Source organism: Planotetraspora kaengkrachanensis (assembly GCF_016862895.1).
Taxonomy (GTDB): domain Bacteria; phylum Actinomycetota; class Actinomycetes; order Streptosporangiales; family Streptosporangiaceae; genus Planotetraspora; species Planotetraspora kaengkrachanensis.
In genome coordinates, this window is sequence record NZ_BONV01000015.1 from 217756 (window position 1) to 234060 (window position 16305).

Genomic DNA, 16305 nt, shown 5'->3' on the forward strand with positions numbered 1-16305 from the left:
GCAAAGCCAGGCGCGCCAGCGGGCGCACCGGATGACTAGGGTACCGGATTCGCGGCACCCAGGTCGAACCGGGCGGAACACCGGGCAGGCGAACTTGCCGCCGAGCGGCTTATTCGGCCTGCTTCCTGCGGGAACGGCGACGTCCCCGCGGTTGGGCGGGCGGAGTGTCGCCGTCGTCGGTCATGGCGTCGGTGACGCTGTCCCGTCCGTTGGCGGAGGCCGCGACGACCGCGCCCTCACCCGCCCCGAGCTTGTCTGCCACGGCCTTTTCGATGGCCATCTTGCCCTGCGTGCCGCGCGGCTCCGGCTTGGCCTCCACCGGCTCGGTGGAAATGATCAGGCCGCGGCCGTTGCAGCACTCACAGGGCGTGGAGAAGGCCTCCAGCAGGCCCTGGCCGACCCTCTTGCGGGTCATCTGGACCAGGCCCAGCGAGGTGACCTCAGCCACCTGGTGCTTGGTCCGGTCCCTGGCCAGGCACTCCAGCAGTCGCCGTAGCACCAGGTCACGGTTGCCTTCCAGCACCATGTCGATGAAGTCGATGACGATGATGCCACCGATGTCCCGCAGCCGGAGCTGGCGGACGATCTCCTCCGCCGCCTCCAGGTTGTTGCGGGTGACCGTCTCCTCCAGGTTGCCGCCCTGCCCGGTGAACTTCCCGGTGTTGACGTCGACGACGGTCATCGCCTCGGTCCGGTCGATCACCAGGGAGCCGCCCGAGGGCAGCCACACCTTGCGGTCGAGCCCCTTGGCGATCTGCTCGTCCACCCGGTAGGCCGCGAAGATGTCGCCCTGGCCGTCCCACTTCGTCAGCCGCTCCACGAGATGGGGCGCGACGTAGTTGACGTAGTCGTCCACGGTCTGCCACACCTCGTCGCCCTCGACGACCAGCGAGGAGAAGTCCTCGTTGAACACGTCGCGGACGACCCGGACCGTCAGGTCGGGCTCGCCGGAGAGCAGTTCGGGCGGGCTGGCCGACTTGGCCTTGCGCTGGATGTTCTCCCACTGCGCGGAAAGCCTCGCGACGTCGCGGCTGAGCTCCTCCTCGGAGGCGCCCTCGGCGGCGGTGCGGACGATCACACCCGCGTTCTCGGGCATGACCTTGCGGAGGATCTGCTTGAGCCTCGTCCGCTCCTTGTCGGGGAGCTTCCTGGAGATCCCGGTCATCGAACCGTCGGGCACGTAGACCAGGTAGCGGCCCGGAAGGCTGATCTGGGAGGTCAGCCGCGCGCCCTTGTGACCCATCGGGTCCTTGGTGACCTGCACGAGCACGGACTGGCCGGACTTCAGCGCCGCCTCGATCCGCTTGGGCTGCCCCTCCAGGCCGGCGGTGTCGAAGTTGACCTCACCGGCGTACAGCACGGCGTTGCGGCCCTTGCCGATGTCGACGAACGCCGCCTCCATCGAGGGCAGCACGTTCTGCACCTTGCCCAGGTACACGTTCCCGACGTACGACTGGCTCGACTCCCGGTCGACGTAGTGCTCGACCAGCACGCCGTCCTCGAGCACCGCGATCTGGGTGCGGCCGTGGCGGCGCCGGACGACCATGACGCGTTCGACGGACTCGCGCCGGGCGAGGAACTCCGACTCGGTGATGATCGGCGGGCGTCGCCGGCCGAGCTCGCGGCCTTCGCGGCGGCGCTGCTTCTTGGCCTCCAGGCGGGTCGAGCCGCGCACGCTCTGGACCTCGTCGATCGAGGTGCTGCGCGTGGCCCGGGGCGCACGGATGCGGACGACCGTGTTCGGCGGATCGTCGACGGTGGCCTCGGCCTCGTCGCCCCCGCGGCGGCGCCGGCGGCGACGGCGGCGCGAGCCGCCCTGCTCTTCGTCGGCCTCCTCGGCGGCCCGCTCGTCCTCCTCTTCGGCGGCGGTCGCCTGAGCCTCCTCGGCCTCGGACTCCTCGCCCTCCTCCGCGTCCCTGGCGCGAGTTCCCCGGCCGCGGCCTCCGCGGCGGCGGCGCCGCCTGCGGTGAGAGCCGTCGCCATCGGTCTCGCCGTCGGCGCCGTCCTCGTCGTCGCCGAGGTCCTGCGCCTCGTCCGACTCCTCAGCCTCGTCCTGGTCCTGGTCCTGGTCCTGGTCCTGCGGCCACGCGGCGGGTACGGCGGGCTGGGGCCGGGCCGGCGCGGCCGCGAACGGGTCGGGAGCCTGGAAGAGCGGCTGGAAGACGGCCGCGGGAGGCTGGAAGGTCACCGAGGGTGCGACGGACTCGCGCTCGGACATCCCGAACGGGTCCGCGACGACCCTGGCGCTGGACGCCCGCGCGTCGGCCGCCTCACGGGCGTCCTCGTCGGTGTCCGCGTCCCCGGAGACGTCCCCCGAGATGTCCTCGGAGACGTCGGCGGGCGCTTCGCCGAGCGGCGTCTCCTCGTCGTCGAGCGGTTCGACGTCGAGCAGGTCGTCGGCCTGCGGCCGCTCGTCGGTCCGGCCGAGCCGGAGGGCGGCGGCCACCTCGGCCTCGGCGGCGCTCATCGCGCTGGACCGCTCGGTGACGCTCTCGTCCTTCTTGCGGGTACGCCGCCTCCTCGTCGCGGGCGCCTCCTCGGCGGCGGGCACGGACACGGGGGCGGACTCGGCGGCCGGCTCGGCCGCCGACCTCCTGGTCCGGGTCCGGCGCGTCGGCTTGGCCTCTGCGGGCTCGTCACCGGCCGCCGGGACGGCGGACTCGGCTGCCGCACCGGTCTCGGCCGCGGCCTCGTCGGCCCCTGAGAGCTCGGGTTCCGCGGACGCGGCCTTGGCGGAGGCGCGACGGCGGGTGCGCTTCGGCTTCTCCGCCGCCTCGGCGGGCGCCTCGGGGACGTCCGCGGGCGGCTGAGCCTCGGCGGGCGCGGCGGCCGTGGTGGTGGTCACCGGCGGGATCTCGTCCGGCTCGGGCGGCGGCCCGGCCGGGCGGCTCGCCGCGCGACGGCGCGGCGAGGTCACCACGGCGCCACTGGTCACCTGCGTCGCTCCGGACCCGGAGGACGGCTGGTTCACCGCGGATGTCTGCACCTCGGTGGACGCCGAACGCGTCATGGGCGCGCCAGTGGTCTCCTGTGGCGTGTACTCCGGCCCGGAGTCCTGCTCCCGGCCGGCATCGGTCGTTTCGCCGTCGAGGCGCACAGCCCCGTCGGCAGGGTCGTTCTCGAGCATGCGGGCGCTCTCCCGTCAGCCTCCGGGCACGTTTCCGCGCCGCGCGGAGGCTCTTGTCCTCACGTCCGCCGCCGCCTCCTGTGCGGGGCAGCGACGGCAAGTCTTATAGGTCCCCGTCAGCCCGTTCTACGTCGAACGGATCGCCGGGCTCACCGGTCGTTGCGTCGAGCGGCCCCTGCGCCAGCCTGGTCACCTCGGGAGGTGACGGCGGCGCGAAGCCTGCCACGAGACGCAGACCCATGAGTACGTCATCGGGTCGAACGGCAGGTGTTTCATGCCGGACAACCATACGAAGTATGACACACGGCGGGCCTGGCTCCTGACCTGCCGTTCTCTCGTGCTCGTTCACGACGGTCACCGACCGCACCGCCTGGCGGGCGTCGAACCGCCGCATTCCCTTCTTCGTCAGGCGTTCGACCTCCACGCGGTCGGCCGCCTCGAACTCCTTCACCGCCTGCTCCGCCGCGGCCACGTCGGCCCCCGGCAGCCGCAGCAGCCACACCGAGGCCTCCAGCCTGTCGGCCAGGCTCCCGGCACGGGCCTCGATCACCTCGAGCACGTCCAGCCCCGGCGGCAGCGAGGCGTCGAGCTCGGCGCGGACCTGCTCGAGATCGCAGGTGCTGCTCACACCGATCTCGAGGTATTCGGCCTCGCTCGCCACCCCGGTGGGAGCGGCACCCGCGTAGGAGATCTTCGGATGGGGGCTGAACCCCGCGCTGAACGCCACCGGGATGTCTGACCGCCGTACCGCCCTTTCGACGGCACGGGAGATGTCACGGTGGCTGGTGAAGCGCAGTCTCCCGCGCTTGGCGTAGCGCACGCGCAGGCGCTGCACCACGGGCGGGGGTGCCGGCCCATCGGGAACGGGTTTCAGAGTTCCGCCGTCCTTCCGAATATCGGTCGATCGACTTTCAGGATAGGCCGCGCCGGGAGCCGGAGCGGCCTGAGGTGATGCGGGAGCGCCTCCCCCGTGCCGGTGCGAAGTCCGCATTCCGGCCCGCCAGGCCTCAGACCACGGTGAGCGGGAGCAGCTTCCTGCCGGTCGGGCCGATCTGGATCTCCGTCCCCATCGTGGGGCAGACGCCGCAGTCGTAGCAGGGCGTCCAGCGGCAGTCCTCGACTTCGACGTCGTTCACGGCGTCCTGCCAGTCCTGCCAGAGCCACTCACGGTCGAGGCCGGCGTCGAGGTGGTCCCAGGGGAGCACCTCGTGCTCCTCGCGCTCCCGCGTGGTGTACCAGTCGACGTCCACCGGCTCACCGGAGAACGCGCGTTCCGCGGCGGCCATCCAGCGGTCGAAGGAGAAGTGTTCGCTCCAGCCGTCGAACCGGCCGCCGTCCTCCCAGACCGCCCGGATGACCGAGCCGACGCGGCGGTCGCCGCGTGACAGCAGGCCCTCCACGATCGACGGCTTGCCGTCGTGGTAGCGGTATCCGATCGCCCTGCCGTACTCCTTGTCGCCCCGCAGGGCGTCGCGGAGTTCGCGCAGGCGGCGGTCGACCGTCTCGTGGTCGCACTGTGCGGCCCACTGGAACGGGGTGTGCGGCTTCGGCACGAACCCGCCGATGGACACCGTGCAGCGCACGTCCCGGGAGCCGGTCGCCTCGCGGCCCGCCTTGATGACCTTCTTGGCCAGGTCGGCGATGCCGAGGACGTCGATGTCCTCCTCGGTGGGCAGGCCGCACATGAAGTAGAGCTTCACCTGCCGCCACCCCTGGCTGTAGGCCGTGGTGACGGTGCGGATCAGATCCTCCTCGGTGACCATCTTGTTGATCACCTTGCGCATGCGCTCGGAGCCGCCCTCGGGGGCGAAGGTGAGCCCTGACCTGCGGCCGTTGCGGGAGAACTCGTTCGCGAGGTCGATGTTGAACGCGTCCACCCGCGTGGAGGGCAGCGAAAGCCCCGTCTGGGTGCCTTCGTACCGGTCGGCGAGGCCCTTCGCGATCTCACCGATCTCGGAGTGGTCGGCGCTGGACAACGACAGCAGGCCGACCTCGCTGAAACCGGACTCCTTGAGGCCCGCCTCGACCATGTCGCCGATCGTGGTGATCGACCGCTCGCGCACCGGACGGGTGATCATCCCCGCCTGGCAGAAGCGGCAGCCCCGGGTGCAACCCCGGAAGATCTCCACGCTGAACCGCTCATGGACCGTCTCGGCGAGCGGGACGAGCGGCTTCTTCGGATAGGGCCACTCGTCCAGGTCCATCACCGTGTGCTTGAAGACACGGGAGGGCACGCCGGAACGGTTGGGGACGACGCGCTTGATGCGGCCGTCGGGGTGGTACTCGACGTCGTAGAACTTCGGGACGTAGACGCCTCCCGTGGAGGCGAGGCGCATGAGCAGTTCGTCGCGTCCGCCGGGAGCGCCCTCTCCCTTCCACTCGCGGATGACCTCGGAGATCGCGATCGCGATCTGCTCTCCGTCGCCGAGCACGGCGGCGTCGAGGAAGTCGGCGATCGGCTCGGGATTGAAGGCGGCGTGGCCCCCGGCCAGCACGATCGGGTCGTCGCCGGTCCGGTCCACCGCGTCCAGCGGGATCCCCGCCAGATCGAGGGCCGTCAGCAGGTTCGTGTAGCCCAGCTCGGTGGAGAACGACACTCCGAGGACGTCGAAGGCTCGCACCGGCCGGTGCGCGTCGACGGTGAACTGCGGGACGCCCGACGATCTCATCAGCGCCTCGAGATCGGGCCAGACCGCGTAGGTGCGTTCGGCCAGCGTCTCCGGCAGCTCGTTGAGGATCTCGTAGAGGATCTGCACGCCCTGGTTGGGCAGGCCGACCTCGTAGGCGTCCGGATACATCAGCGCCCAGCGAACGGTCGCCTCGTCCCAGTCCTTGACCGTCGAGTTCAGCTCACCTCCGACGTACTGGATCGGCTTCTGCACCTTGGGCAGGAGCGGTTCCAGGCGAGGAAACAATGACTCGACAGACATGTGTCCAGGGTATCGGCTTCGGGAGGCATGCCGGATCGGTCGCGGGATCAGGGGCGGGCGCGGCCGATCCGGCCCTCCGTCAGGCCCATCTCTCCCGGATGTGGATGGCCTGGAGTATGCCCATCGAGGCCATGTTGGCGAACGCGGCCGTGCCTCCGTACGACACGAACGGCAGGGGCACACCGGTGATCGGCATGATGCCGATCGTCATGCCGACGTTGACCAAGGTCTGGAACCCCATCCAGGTGACGATCCCGCCGGCGACGAGGGCGCCGAAGCGGTCCTCGCACATCCGCGCGATCCGGAGGCCGCGCAGCAGGATCACCCCGAGCAGGGCCACCACCGTGACCGTCCCCAAGAAGCCGAACTCCTCGCCCGCCACCGTGAAGATGAAGTCGGTGTGCTGCTCCGGCACGAAACGCCCGGTCGTCTGCCCGCCGTGGAACAGGCCCTTGCCGAACAGCTCGCCCGACCCGATCGCGACCAGCGCCTGGGTGCTGTTGTACCCGACGCCGCGGGGATCGCTCGAGGGGTTGATCAGCGCGGTGAACCGCGCCACCTGGTAGGGCTTCATGAGCCCGAGCGACCACACCGCCTGCCCGGCCGCGACGGCCGCGACCATCGCCAGGGCGATCCAGCGCTTGCGCAGCCCGGCGAACACGATCACCCCGCCGGTGATCACTGCGAGGACCATCGTGGTGCCGAGGTCGGGCTGGAGCATGACGAGGAGCGCCGCGACGCCCGCCGCGGCGAGGCACAACGCCACGTCGAGCGGCCGCGGCCGGTCCTTCTTCTTCCCCTGGAGGTGCCGCGCGAGCAGCCGGGCCATGAAGATGATCAGTGCCGGCTTCACCAGCTCCGCCGGCTGGATGGCGAAGCCGCCGCCGATCATGATCCACGAGTGGTGGCCGTTGATCGTCGACCCCATGGGCGTGATGACGAGCAGGAGCCCCAGGATCGCTATGCCGTACACGAGCGCGGCGTAGGTGCGCAGCCAGCGGTAGTCGGCCATGGCGATCAGGAAATAGAGCACCAGGCCCACGCACAGGTTGAGCACGTGCTTCTTGGCCAGCGCGGTCGGTTCGTTGGAGATCCAGGTCCGGGTGGAGGACCACACCAGCAGGGTCCCGATGACGCTGAGCGCGAGCATCGCCGCGAACAGCAGGCCGTCCATCCGCCAGATCGGCGAACCCTGGCCGACCGTGCGCTGGACGATGGACCGTCTCCCGATCCTCACCGCCTCAGGCATGGCGCCGCCTCACCGGCTCACCGTGCCGTCAGGCCTGATCACCGGGAGACGGCCGGCGGGCTTCCCGTCGGGGAGCGCCGCCTTGGTCGCCTTGCCGTCGTCACCCTTGCCAAGGCCGAAGATCCCCTCCCAGATCTGCCGGACGGCGGGAGCCGCCGCCGAGGCACCGAATCCACCCTGAGAGACCATCACGACGGCCACGAAGCGCGGGTTGTCGGCAGGGGCGAACGACGCGAACCACGAGGTGTCGGCCTTGCCGAAGACCTCCGCCGTTCCGGTCTTGCCGCCGATCTTCACCACACCCATCGGGAATCCGGCGAACGCCCCCGCCGCGGTGCCGTCCGAGGTCACCTCGCTGAGCGCCCTGCGGATGTAGTTGCGGGTCTCGTCGTTGATCGGCAGCTTGCCGACCACGGGCACCGGGATCTCCTTGACGAGGGTGCCGTCAGGCTTGACCAGCGCCCAGCCGAGCCGCGGGCTGCGCAGCTTCCCGTCGCCCACCAGCGCGGCGTACGCCCGGGCGAGCTGGAGCGGGGTGACCTGCACGTCGCCCTGACCGATGGAGAAGTTGGCCGCCTCGTAGGCGTGGAGCATGTAGCCCTCGAGGCAGTTCTCGTTGGCGAGGCGCTTGGAGAACGCCGCGCGGGCCTGGTCCTCGATCTCCGGGTAGCCGGTCTTCGCCCGTCGGCACATCTGGTCCTTGGTGGCGTTCCACAGATCGCGCTTCCAGGCGCGGTTGGGGATCAGGCCCGCCGACTCGCCCGGCAGGTCGACGCCTGTGCGCTTGCCGAAGCCGAACGACCTGGCCATGTTCGCCATGGGCTCCTTGACGTGCGACTTGGCCTTCTTCCCTCCGTCGCGCAGCCACTCCTCGTAGCCCGCGCGGTAGAAGACCGTGTCACACGACTTCACCAGTGCCGTGTGAAGGGAGATGGCGCCCAGGCTCATGCCTCCGGCGTTGGGGAAGGCCCGGCCCTCGACGTTGTACGCGCTCGGGCACTGGTAGGTGCCGTTGAGCGGCTGTCCGTCGGCGACCATGGCCGCGACCGAGCTGATCTTGAAGGTCGATCCGGGGGCGTACGTGCCCTTGATCACCCGCGACACCAGCGGCTTGCCGGACTTGTCGGAGAGCAGATGCTGGTAGTCCTTTTCGGCGATGCCGCCCGTCCAGACGGCCGGGTCGTAGGTGGGCCTGCTCGCCATCGCGATGACCCGCCCGGTCTTGACGTCCAGGACCACGCCCGCCGCGCTGTCGGCCTGCGGGTTGTCCCGCATGGCGTCGGAGACCGCTTTCTCGACGATCCCCTGGACCTTCGCGTCGATGCTGGTGATCAGGAGGTTGCCGGGAGTCGGCGCCGCCTGCTGCTGCACCGCGATGGTCTTGCCCATGCGGTCCACCTGGACCCGGCGTACACCGGGCTGACCCCGCAGTTCGGCGTCGTACTCCGCCTCGAGCCCGTCGCGCCCCATCAGGTCGACGCCCGAATAGCTGGCCTTGAGTCCCTCTCGCCGCTCCAGCTCCTCCTTGGTCACGGGCTGGAGATAGCCGAGCAGCTGCGCCGCGTCCTTTCCATGCGGATAGTTGCGAATCGCCTGGATCTCCGCGGTCACACCGGGGAAGTCCTCCTGACGCTCCAGGATCTGCAGCGCCTGACGGCTGGTCACGTGGTCGGCGACCGGAGTCGGCTGGTACGGCGAGCCGGGCCAGCACGGCTTTGAGATCCCCGGCCCACAGGGGCGGATCCGCAGCTTCAGCGCCTGGAACTGCACTCCGAGAACCGCGGAGAGCTTCCTGAGCACGGAGTCGCCGCCGTCCGGCATCCGCTCGAACCTGGCCGGGTCGATCGAGACCACCAGGCTGGGAACGTTGCGGACGAGCGGGCGACCGGTCGAGTCGAGGATGGCCCCCCGCAGAGCGGGCACCCGCACCTCCCGGGTGCGGGTCTCCGTGGCCACCGCCACGAACTGCTTGCCCTGCACCATCTGTACCTGCCAGAGGCGCACGACCAGCACCACGAGCAACGCGACGACGAGTACCTGCAGGACGAAGAGCCGCCCCCTCAACCGTGTCATGCCGTCCCCCGTCTGTAGCTCGACACGAACTCCGACCCTCTGGCCCGCCGCCTCGGCTGAACCGCCCTCACCGCCCAGAGCACCACGGGTGCCAGCACGAGGTTGCACACGGCGACCTTGGGCCATGCCGACCTGACGACGGACCAGGTGACCCCCGGGTCACCGAGCAACGCGCCGATCCCGGCCGCGAGGCCGGGCGCGATGACCGCGCACAACGCCACGACGAGCAGCGGAAGCTGCCCCCCGGCGCGGCCCGCCAGGAATCCCAGGACGCACATCACCAACGCCCACTGCCCGAGCGCATGGTCCGCGGGCGGCAGCAGGTCGTAGGCGAGACCACCGCAGAATCCGATCACCGCCCCCGGCACGGCCGACCCGCGCAGCGCCGCCAGCGTGAGGACCACGAGAAGCACCAGGTCAGGGCCAATCCTCGGTGACACTCTGTTCACCAGGCCGACCTGAAGCACCAGGGCGGCGAAGATGAGCGCCGCCGCAACGAGGTTGCGAACCATCAGGATCAGGCCCCCCTGTCCTGGCTCCGCCGATCCCCCGCTTCCTGTCCCTGCTGTCCCGGCGCCGCGCGCGGCGTGGGCGAGGGACGGGTCTCTTCTCGCGGCTCGTGACCCGACCTCGGCGGCTCGGTCTGCTGGGCGTCCGCGGCCGGGCCCGCCACGGCGGGCTGCTCGGCCGTACGGTCGGTCTCCCGCGGCCCGGCCTGGCTCGTATCCGCCGGCGGCGCGAGGGGCGCCCTCGACGCGGGCACCCGCTCGGCCGGCTTCGCCTGACGCGACGCCGGGGGCTTGGGAACCGGCGGCAGAACCGAATCGCGCGGATCGCGCTTGGGTGCCTCGGTCACCACGCCCACGACGTCGATCGACGAGAAATCGGCGAACGGCCGGGCGTAGGCGGTCCTGGTGAGCTCACCGGGCGTGGTGTCCACCCGCTCGATCACCCCGATCGGAACGCCCGGCACGTACGGCGCGCTGCCCTGGGAGCCGAAGGAGACGATCCTGCGCCCCACCTGCACCGGCGAAGAAGAGTCCAGCATCCGGAACTTGATGAGGTTGTCGTTGCCTCCGGCCTCCCCGAGACCGCTCACCACGCCGAGCTCGTTGCCGCCCTCCATCCGGGCCCCCGCCGCCAGGGCGGGGTCGGTCAGCAGGACGACGGTCGAGGTGCTCGGACCCGCGTGGACGACGCGCCCGACCAGGCCATCACCGCTGAGCACCGTCATGTCGGTCCGCACACCGTCGCCGGTGCCGATGTCGATCTCGACGGCGTCCTCGAAGCCGGGCGAGGCACGGCGTGCGACGACCTGGGCGGGCACGATCCGGTAGCGGCCGAGACCCGCGAGCCCGAGCATCCGGTCGAGTTTCATGACCCGATCCCGGTTCAGCCGCTGCGCGTCGAGGTCGCTCTTCAGTTGTGCGTTCTCCTTGCGGAGCGCGGTGATGGCCCGCTCTGCGCCCGGCGCGTTGCTGATCGTCTTGAAGAAGCCGGTGATCGGACCGGTGACGGTCGCAGTCGCCCCTTCGACCCTCCCGAACACCGAGGACGCCACATCGCGCACTGGAGCGAGGAGGGTCCCGTTGGCGGCCCGGTGATCCACGGTTATGAGGATCAACGCGGCCGCCAGCAGGACTCCGATCACGAGACGGGCACGGCGGGTGTCTCTCATGAACGGCTCTCCTTAGTTGCGAGGCTCCTGGACGAGGACCTGCTGAAGCGCCTCGAAGTCCTCCACGCACCTTCCGGAGCCGAGCGCGACCGAGTCGAGCGCGTTGTCGGCGAGATGGACCGGCATGCCGGTCTCCTCCCTGAGCCGATCGACCATGCCCCTGAGCAGCGCACCGCCGCCCGTCAGGGCGATGCCTCTGTCCATGAGATCGCCGGAGAGCTCCGGCGGGCACTTGTCCAGCGTGGACTTGACCGCGTCGACGATCACGTTGACCGGCTCCGCGGTGGCCCTGCGGATCTCCTCCGCCGAGATGACGACCGTCTTCGGCAGCCCGGTCACCAGGTCCCTGCCGCGGATCTCGGCGTGGAAATCCTCACCCAGGGCGTACGCGGACCCGATCGCGATCTTCACTTCCTCCGCCGTGCGCTCCCCCAGCATCAGGGAGTACTCCTTCTTGGCGAAGGACATCACCGCGTCGTCGAGTTCGTCGCCCGCGACGCGGATGGACTGGCTGGTGACGATGCCTCCCATGGAGATGATCGCCACCTCGGTGGTACCGCCCCCGATGTCCACCACCATGTTGCCGGTGGGCTCGTGGACGGGCAGGCCCGCACCGATCGCGGCCGCCATGGGCTCCTCGATGATGTAGACCCGCCGTGCTCCTGCCTGATATCCCGCTTCCTTCACCGCGCGTTGCTCGACTCCCGTGATGCCGCTGGGAACCGCGACGATGATGCGGGGCCGGACGAAGTGCCGGCGCTTGTGGACTTTCTGGATGAAGTACCTCAGCATGCGTTCGGTCACGTCGAAGTCCGCGATGACGCCATCCCTCAAAGGACGAATGGCGACGATGTTGCCGGGCGTGCGCCCGATCATCCGCTTCGCTTCGATCCCGACCGCCACGATCTTGCCGGTTGTGACGTTTATGGCGACGACGGACGGCTCATTGAGCACGATTCCGCGCCCTCGCACGTAGACCAGGGTGTTCGCCGTGCCAAGGTCAACCGCCATGTCACGGCCCAGGAATGTCAGCTTGCTGCCCATGCGGAAGGAAGCCTTCCTTCAGGTGGTTGGCGGGATAACGCATCGCACTCGAATCGTAACTCGATGTACCCATCACTGGGCACATCGAGCTATCAGGCACGGGGAAAATCTGCGCTTCCCGGGCCAGGGATGTGCCACCACCTGGGAAAACACCAGAGGCCCCGGTTTAGGCCGGGGCCTCAGGCTCGGCAAGGACTAGAAACGGTCCGGAAAGAAGATCTTGATCTCGCGGGCCGCGGACTCCGGGGAGTCCGAGCCGTGCACGATGTTCTCGCCGATCTCCAGCGCGTGGTCGCCGCGGATGGTGCCGGGGGCGGACTTCACCGGGTCGGTCAGGCCGGCGAGCGCACGGAACGCCTCGATCGCCCGAGGGCCCTCCACGACGAGCGCGACGAGCGGCGCGGAGGTGATGAAGGTGACGAGCTCCCCGAAGAAGGGGCGCTCGGAGTGCTCGGCATAGTGGGCCTTGGCCGTCTCGGCGTCGAGCGTGCGCAGCTCCATTGCCACGATCTTGAGGCCCTTGCGCTCGATGCGGCCGATGACGTCGCCGATGAGGCCACGACGGACACCGTCCGGCTTGATCAGGACAAGCGTACGCTCGGACACGGATTCTCTCCTCGTTCAAGTGCTCGGTGAATGGTCGCGCACGGTCGCGCAGGTCGCACAGTCGGCCTCGGCTGCGGTGTCCCGCGATCGGCCGGCCGGAATCTCCGGCGGCCGTGTCCTCCGAGCCCTCTGTGCTCCGGCGGACCCGGCGCAACGGCAGCTTACCGGTCCGTGAGCGACTCTCCTGTCGTGCCGTCCTCCCCCTCGGGCGACGGTGTCGGGGCAGGGATCACGACCTGCTCGCCCCGTACGGCACCGCCCCGGGAGAAGGCCCCGCCCGAGGCGCCGTCACGTCGTGCCAGCACGGACGCGAGCACGATGACGACCACCACCACGAAGCCCCCGGCGAGCGCACCGGTGTGGAGCGCGTCGACGAAGCCGCCGAGAACGGCCTGCCGGTTGGGATCGCTGGAACGGCTGACCTCCTCGAGAAGGAGGAACTGGATTCCCGAGGCGAGCAGGAAGCCGGCCATCACCGCCGGCACGCAGAGCGACAGCCCGAGGAGCGCCGAGCCCTGCCCTGCGAGTCTGAGCGCGCTGACCAGCGCGACGGCGGCTCCGGCGGCGAGCAGGACGAACGGCACCACGAGCGGCGGGCCGTACGGCTGCGGGACGAGCAGCCTGATCGCGCAGAGCCCCGCGACGACCACCGCCAGCCCGCCGTTGGTGAGGCGGAAGGCCAGCGACAGCGGGGTGCGCGCCGCCAGCAGCGCGGCCAGCAGGGCGCTCACGGCGGCCAGCACGAACGGCAGCCAGATCCCGGACAGTCCGGGGCCGCCGACGCCGCCCAGCTCAAGATAGGTCGTCTGCGCGGCCGTCGGCAGGACGACGAGCCCGACCGCCACGTTGGCGAAGGCCAGCGCCCGCCCGCCAGGCTCCTCGAACGTCCCGGTCGCGACGAGCCCCAGCATCACGACGAGTGCCAGGGCCGCGGCGATGACGACGAGGTTCGGCGACCAGTCGAACGTCATGCCGATGGCGAGGACGGCTATCCCCGCCGACGGCACGGCCGTGCGTATCAGCCTGACCCGCTCCGCGCGAGACGACCTGTTCGCCGTCTCCTCAGGTGCGGCGGAGAGCGGGGCCGCGACCTCGGCGTCCGTTCCGGCCTGGCCCTCCCGGTCGGCCGACGCGGCGCCGGTCGGCGCGGAGGCGCGCTCGGCGTCACCCCTGATCAGCCAGAGCACGAGGTAGGCCGCGGCGAGGGCCAGCGCGATCCCCGTCAGCAGGGGATACGGCTGCAGGGTCACCCGCCATGATTGGACCTTGTCGAGCGGCCACAGCGCCAGAGCCTGCGCCGAGAGCAGGCTGGCCGCGAGCATCCCCGCCCAGATCGGCAGCAGGACGCTCTTTCTCGGCCGCTCGAGCACGGCCGCGAGCGTGCCGGGCACGAGCATGCCCGCGCCGATCCCGTGCAGCACCCGCAGAACGCCGACGAGCCAGGCCGACCCCGCGTAACCCCCGGCGACGTCGGCCAGCGCCAGCAACGTGAGCCCGGCGACCAGCACCGGCGCCGCGCGGAACCGCCGGACCGCGATCGCCGCGAAAGGAACCGTCAGCAACATCGCCGGCAGCGCCAGACCATGCGCCCGCATCATCGACACGGGCGGGATGTCCGGCGGCAGCAGAGCCGCCACGATCGAAATGGTGTTGGGGATGGCGACGACCGCCAAGGGCAGCGCGACCGCGGTCAGCAGCCCGACGACGACGTCGAGAAGCACAGGGACGCGGACGGCTTTGACCATGACAGCGGTCCGAGCCTGCGGAATGGGAGGGACGGCCATGGTTGCCGACTTTAGCGCTTAGTCGTCCCCTCGACACGGCGAGCGACGAAGATGGCAGTTATCCACAGTGCGGCGAAGATCGCCCCGAGGAAGAACATCACCGTGACCAGGAACCCGGTGACGATGGCCAGGACCTGGATGACGCTGCCGGCGATGTACGCCCACGGCCGCTTGAGCATGCCCGCGACGACCACGCACAGTACGGCCAGGCCGATCCCGACCGTCACCGCGAGCGCCGGCTGCACGTGGTTGACGACGATGGCGACCGGCGTGGTCAGCGCGACCACGATCGCCTCCATGCCGAGCACGCTCGAGCCGAGCCGTCGCATGCCCGGAGTCACCTCGAACATGCCGTCCTTCTTCGTCCCCGGCTCCTCCGTGATCACTTGCCGCCCTTCAGCAGTACGCGGGCGTCGCCCGCCGTGACGACGGATCCCGTGATCAGAACGCCGGAGCCGAACTCGTCCCCCTGGTCGGCCAGCCCGACCGCGATGTCGATCGCGTCGTCCAGGCGCTCGGCAACGTGGACCCGATCCGAGCCGAACACGCCTTCGGCCCGCGCGGCGAGGTCCTCCGGCTCCATCGAGCGCGGCGAGGAGTTCCGCGTGACCACCAGTTCCTCAACGACCGGCTCCAGCAGCTCGAGGATGGTGTCGATGTCCTTGTCCGCCATCATCGCGACGACGGCGACGAGGCGGGTGAACCCGAACGACTCGGTCAGGCCGTCCACGGTGGCCTCCATGCCGCCGGGATTGTGGGCGGCGTCGAGTACCACCGTGGGGCCGCGCCTGACGATCTCCAGCCGGCCCGGGCTGGTGGCCTCGGCGAACCCCTGCCTGACCAGGTCGTCGCCGAGGGGGTCGCCCGCGCCGGACAGCGCCTCCACCGCGGCGAGCGCCGTGGCCGCGTTGCTCGCCTGGTGCTCGCCGTACAAGGGGAGGAAGACGTCTTCGTAGACCCCGTTGAGGCCCCTGAGCTGAAGCAACTGTCCGCCCATGCCCAGCTCTCGGTGCAGGACGCCGAACTCCAGGCCCTCCCTGGCCACCGTGGCGCCCACCTCGGCGACCCGCCGCATGAGCACTTCGGCCGCGGGGAGGGGCTGCTGGCCGAGTACGACCGTCGCTCCCTGCTTGATGATGCCGGCCTTCTCCCCGGCGATCGTCTCGACGTCCGGCCCCAGGTAGTCGGTGTGGTCCAGCGAGATCGGCGTGATGACGGCGACGGTCCCGTCCGCGATGTTCGTGGCGTCCCAGGTGCCGCCCATGCCCGTCTCGATGACGGCGACGTCGACCGGAGCGTCCGCGAACGCGGCGAACGCCATGGCGGTCAGAACCTCGAAGAAGCTGAGCCTGCCGGTCTTGGCGTCAATGAGCTCCAGGTATGGGGCGACGTCCAGGTAGACCTCGGTGAAGCGCTCCTCGGACAGCGGCTCGCCGTCGACGGAGATGCGTTCCCTGATCGTGCTCAGGTGCGGGCTCGTGTAGCGGCCGACCCGGAGGTTGCGCGCCCGGAGCAGCGACTCCGTCATCCGCGCGGTGCTCGTCTTGCCGTTCGTGCCGGCGATATGGATGACGGGATAGGCCTTCTGGGGGTCGCCGAGGAGCTCCATCAGGGCTCTGACCCGGTCGAGAGTGGGATCGAAAGCCCACTCCACTCCCCTATCCATGATCGCTTGTTCGACGGCTCGGTATTCCACGGTTGTCAGCCTACGGGCAGATCATCGTGGTGCGACTCCCGACCCGCGTCTTCGGGTTCTCATCGCGATCCGGCATTCCCGCAGCTCAATCATTCCGGGTGTGCTGGATTTTGACGGG

The 16305-nt window shown here is 70.1% G+C and carries 12 protein-coding genes; all 12 read right to left on the minus strand.

The features are described from left to right. Positions 1–109: 109 nt before the first annotated feature. The 12 genes from Pka01_RS19160 to Pka01_RS19215 all read right to left on the minus strand — a co-directional run bounded on the left by Pka01_RS19160 (position 110) and on the right by Pka01_RS19215 (position 16157). On the minus strand, positions 110–3127 hold the full coding sequence (locus tag Pka01_RS19160) for an Rne/Rng family ribonuclease (RefSeq protein ID WP_239115120.1): 3018 nt from the start codon (positions 3125–3127) through the stop codon (positions 110–112). A 103-nt stretch (positions 3128–3230) separates the two neighbouring features. Then, positions 3231–3962 (minus strand): TIGR03936 family radical SAM-associated protein, encoded by a 732-nt coding sequence (locus Pka01_RS19165; RefSeq protein WP_239115121.1) that lies wholly within the window; start codon positions 3960–3962, stop codon positions 3231–3233. A 172-nt stretch (positions 3963–4134) separates the two neighbouring features. After that, positions 4135–6057: a TIGR03960 family B12-binding radical SAM protein gene (locus tag Pka01_RS19170; protein ID WP_203884158.1), complete on the minus strand. Its 1923-nt coding sequence runs from the start codon at positions 6055–6057 to the stop codon at positions 4135–4137. Between the two features lie 79 nt (positions 6058–6136). Further along, positions 6137–7306: a rod shape-determining protein RodA gene (gene rodA, locus Pka01_RS19175; protein WP_203884159.1), complete on the minus strand. Its 1170-nt coding sequence runs from the start codon at positions 7304–7306 to the stop codon at positions 6137–6139. A 9-nt stretch (positions 7307–7315) separates the two neighbouring features. Then, positions 7316–9379: a penicillin-binding protein 2 gene (mrdA, locus tag Pka01_RS19180; RefSeq protein ID WP_203884160.1), complete on the minus strand. Its 2064-nt coding sequence runs from the start codon at positions 9377–9379 to the stop codon at positions 7316–7318. Beyond that, positions 9376–9891 carry a rod shape-determining protein MreD gene (gene mreD / locus Pka01_RS19185; protein WP_203884161.1) on the minus strand — a complete coding sequence of 172 codons (516 nt, stop codon included), beginning with the start codon at positions 9889–9891 and terminating at the stop codon, positions 9376–9378. Before mreD ends, mrdA begins: the two co-directional genes overlap by 4 nt. A gap of 5 nt (positions 9892–9896) precedes the next feature. Next, positions 9897–11057 carry a rod shape-determining protein MreC gene (mreC, locus tag Pka01_RS19190; RefSeq protein ID WP_203884162.1) on the minus strand — a complete coding sequence of 387 codons (1161 nt, stop codon included), beginning with the start codon at positions 11055–11057 and terminating at the stop codon, positions 9897–9899. A 12-nt stretch (positions 11058–11069) separates the two neighbouring features. Next, positions 11070–12101, minus strand: coding sequence for a rod shape-determining protein (locus Pka01_RS19195; protein WP_203884163.1), 1032 nt, complete (start codon positions 12099–12101; stop codon positions 11070–11072). Positions 12102–12296: 195 nt separating this feature from the next. Then, positions 12297–12707, minus strand: coding sequence for a nucleoside-diphosphate kinase (gene ndk, locus Pka01_RS19200; protein WP_203884164.1), 411 nt, complete (start codon positions 12705–12707; stop codon positions 12297–12299). A 161-nt stretch (positions 12708–12868) separates the two neighbouring features. Beyond that, positions 12869–14491 (minus strand): hypothetical protein, encoded by a 1623-nt coding sequence (locus tag Pka01_RS19205; RefSeq protein WP_203884165.1) that lies wholly within the window; start codon positions 14489–14491, stop codon positions 12869–12871. A gap of 11 nt (positions 14492–14502) precedes the next feature. After that, the gene (locus tag Pka01_RS19210; RefSeq protein WP_239115122.1) at positions 14503–14877 is read right to left on the minus strand and encodes a DUF4233 domain-containing protein; all 375 of its coding nucleotides are present in this window, start codon (positions 14875–14877) and stop codon (positions 14503–14505) included. After that, the gene (locus tag Pka01_RS19215; protein ID WP_203884188.1) at positions 14874–16157 is read right to left on the minus strand and encodes a bifunctional folylpolyglutamate synthase/dihydrofolate synthase; all 1284 of its coding nucleotides are present in this window, start codon (positions 16155–16157) and stop codon (positions 14874–14876) included. Before Pka01_RS19215 ends, Pka01_RS19210 begins: the two co-directional genes overlap by 4 nt. Between the last annotated feature and the right edge of the window lie 148 nt (positions 16158–16305).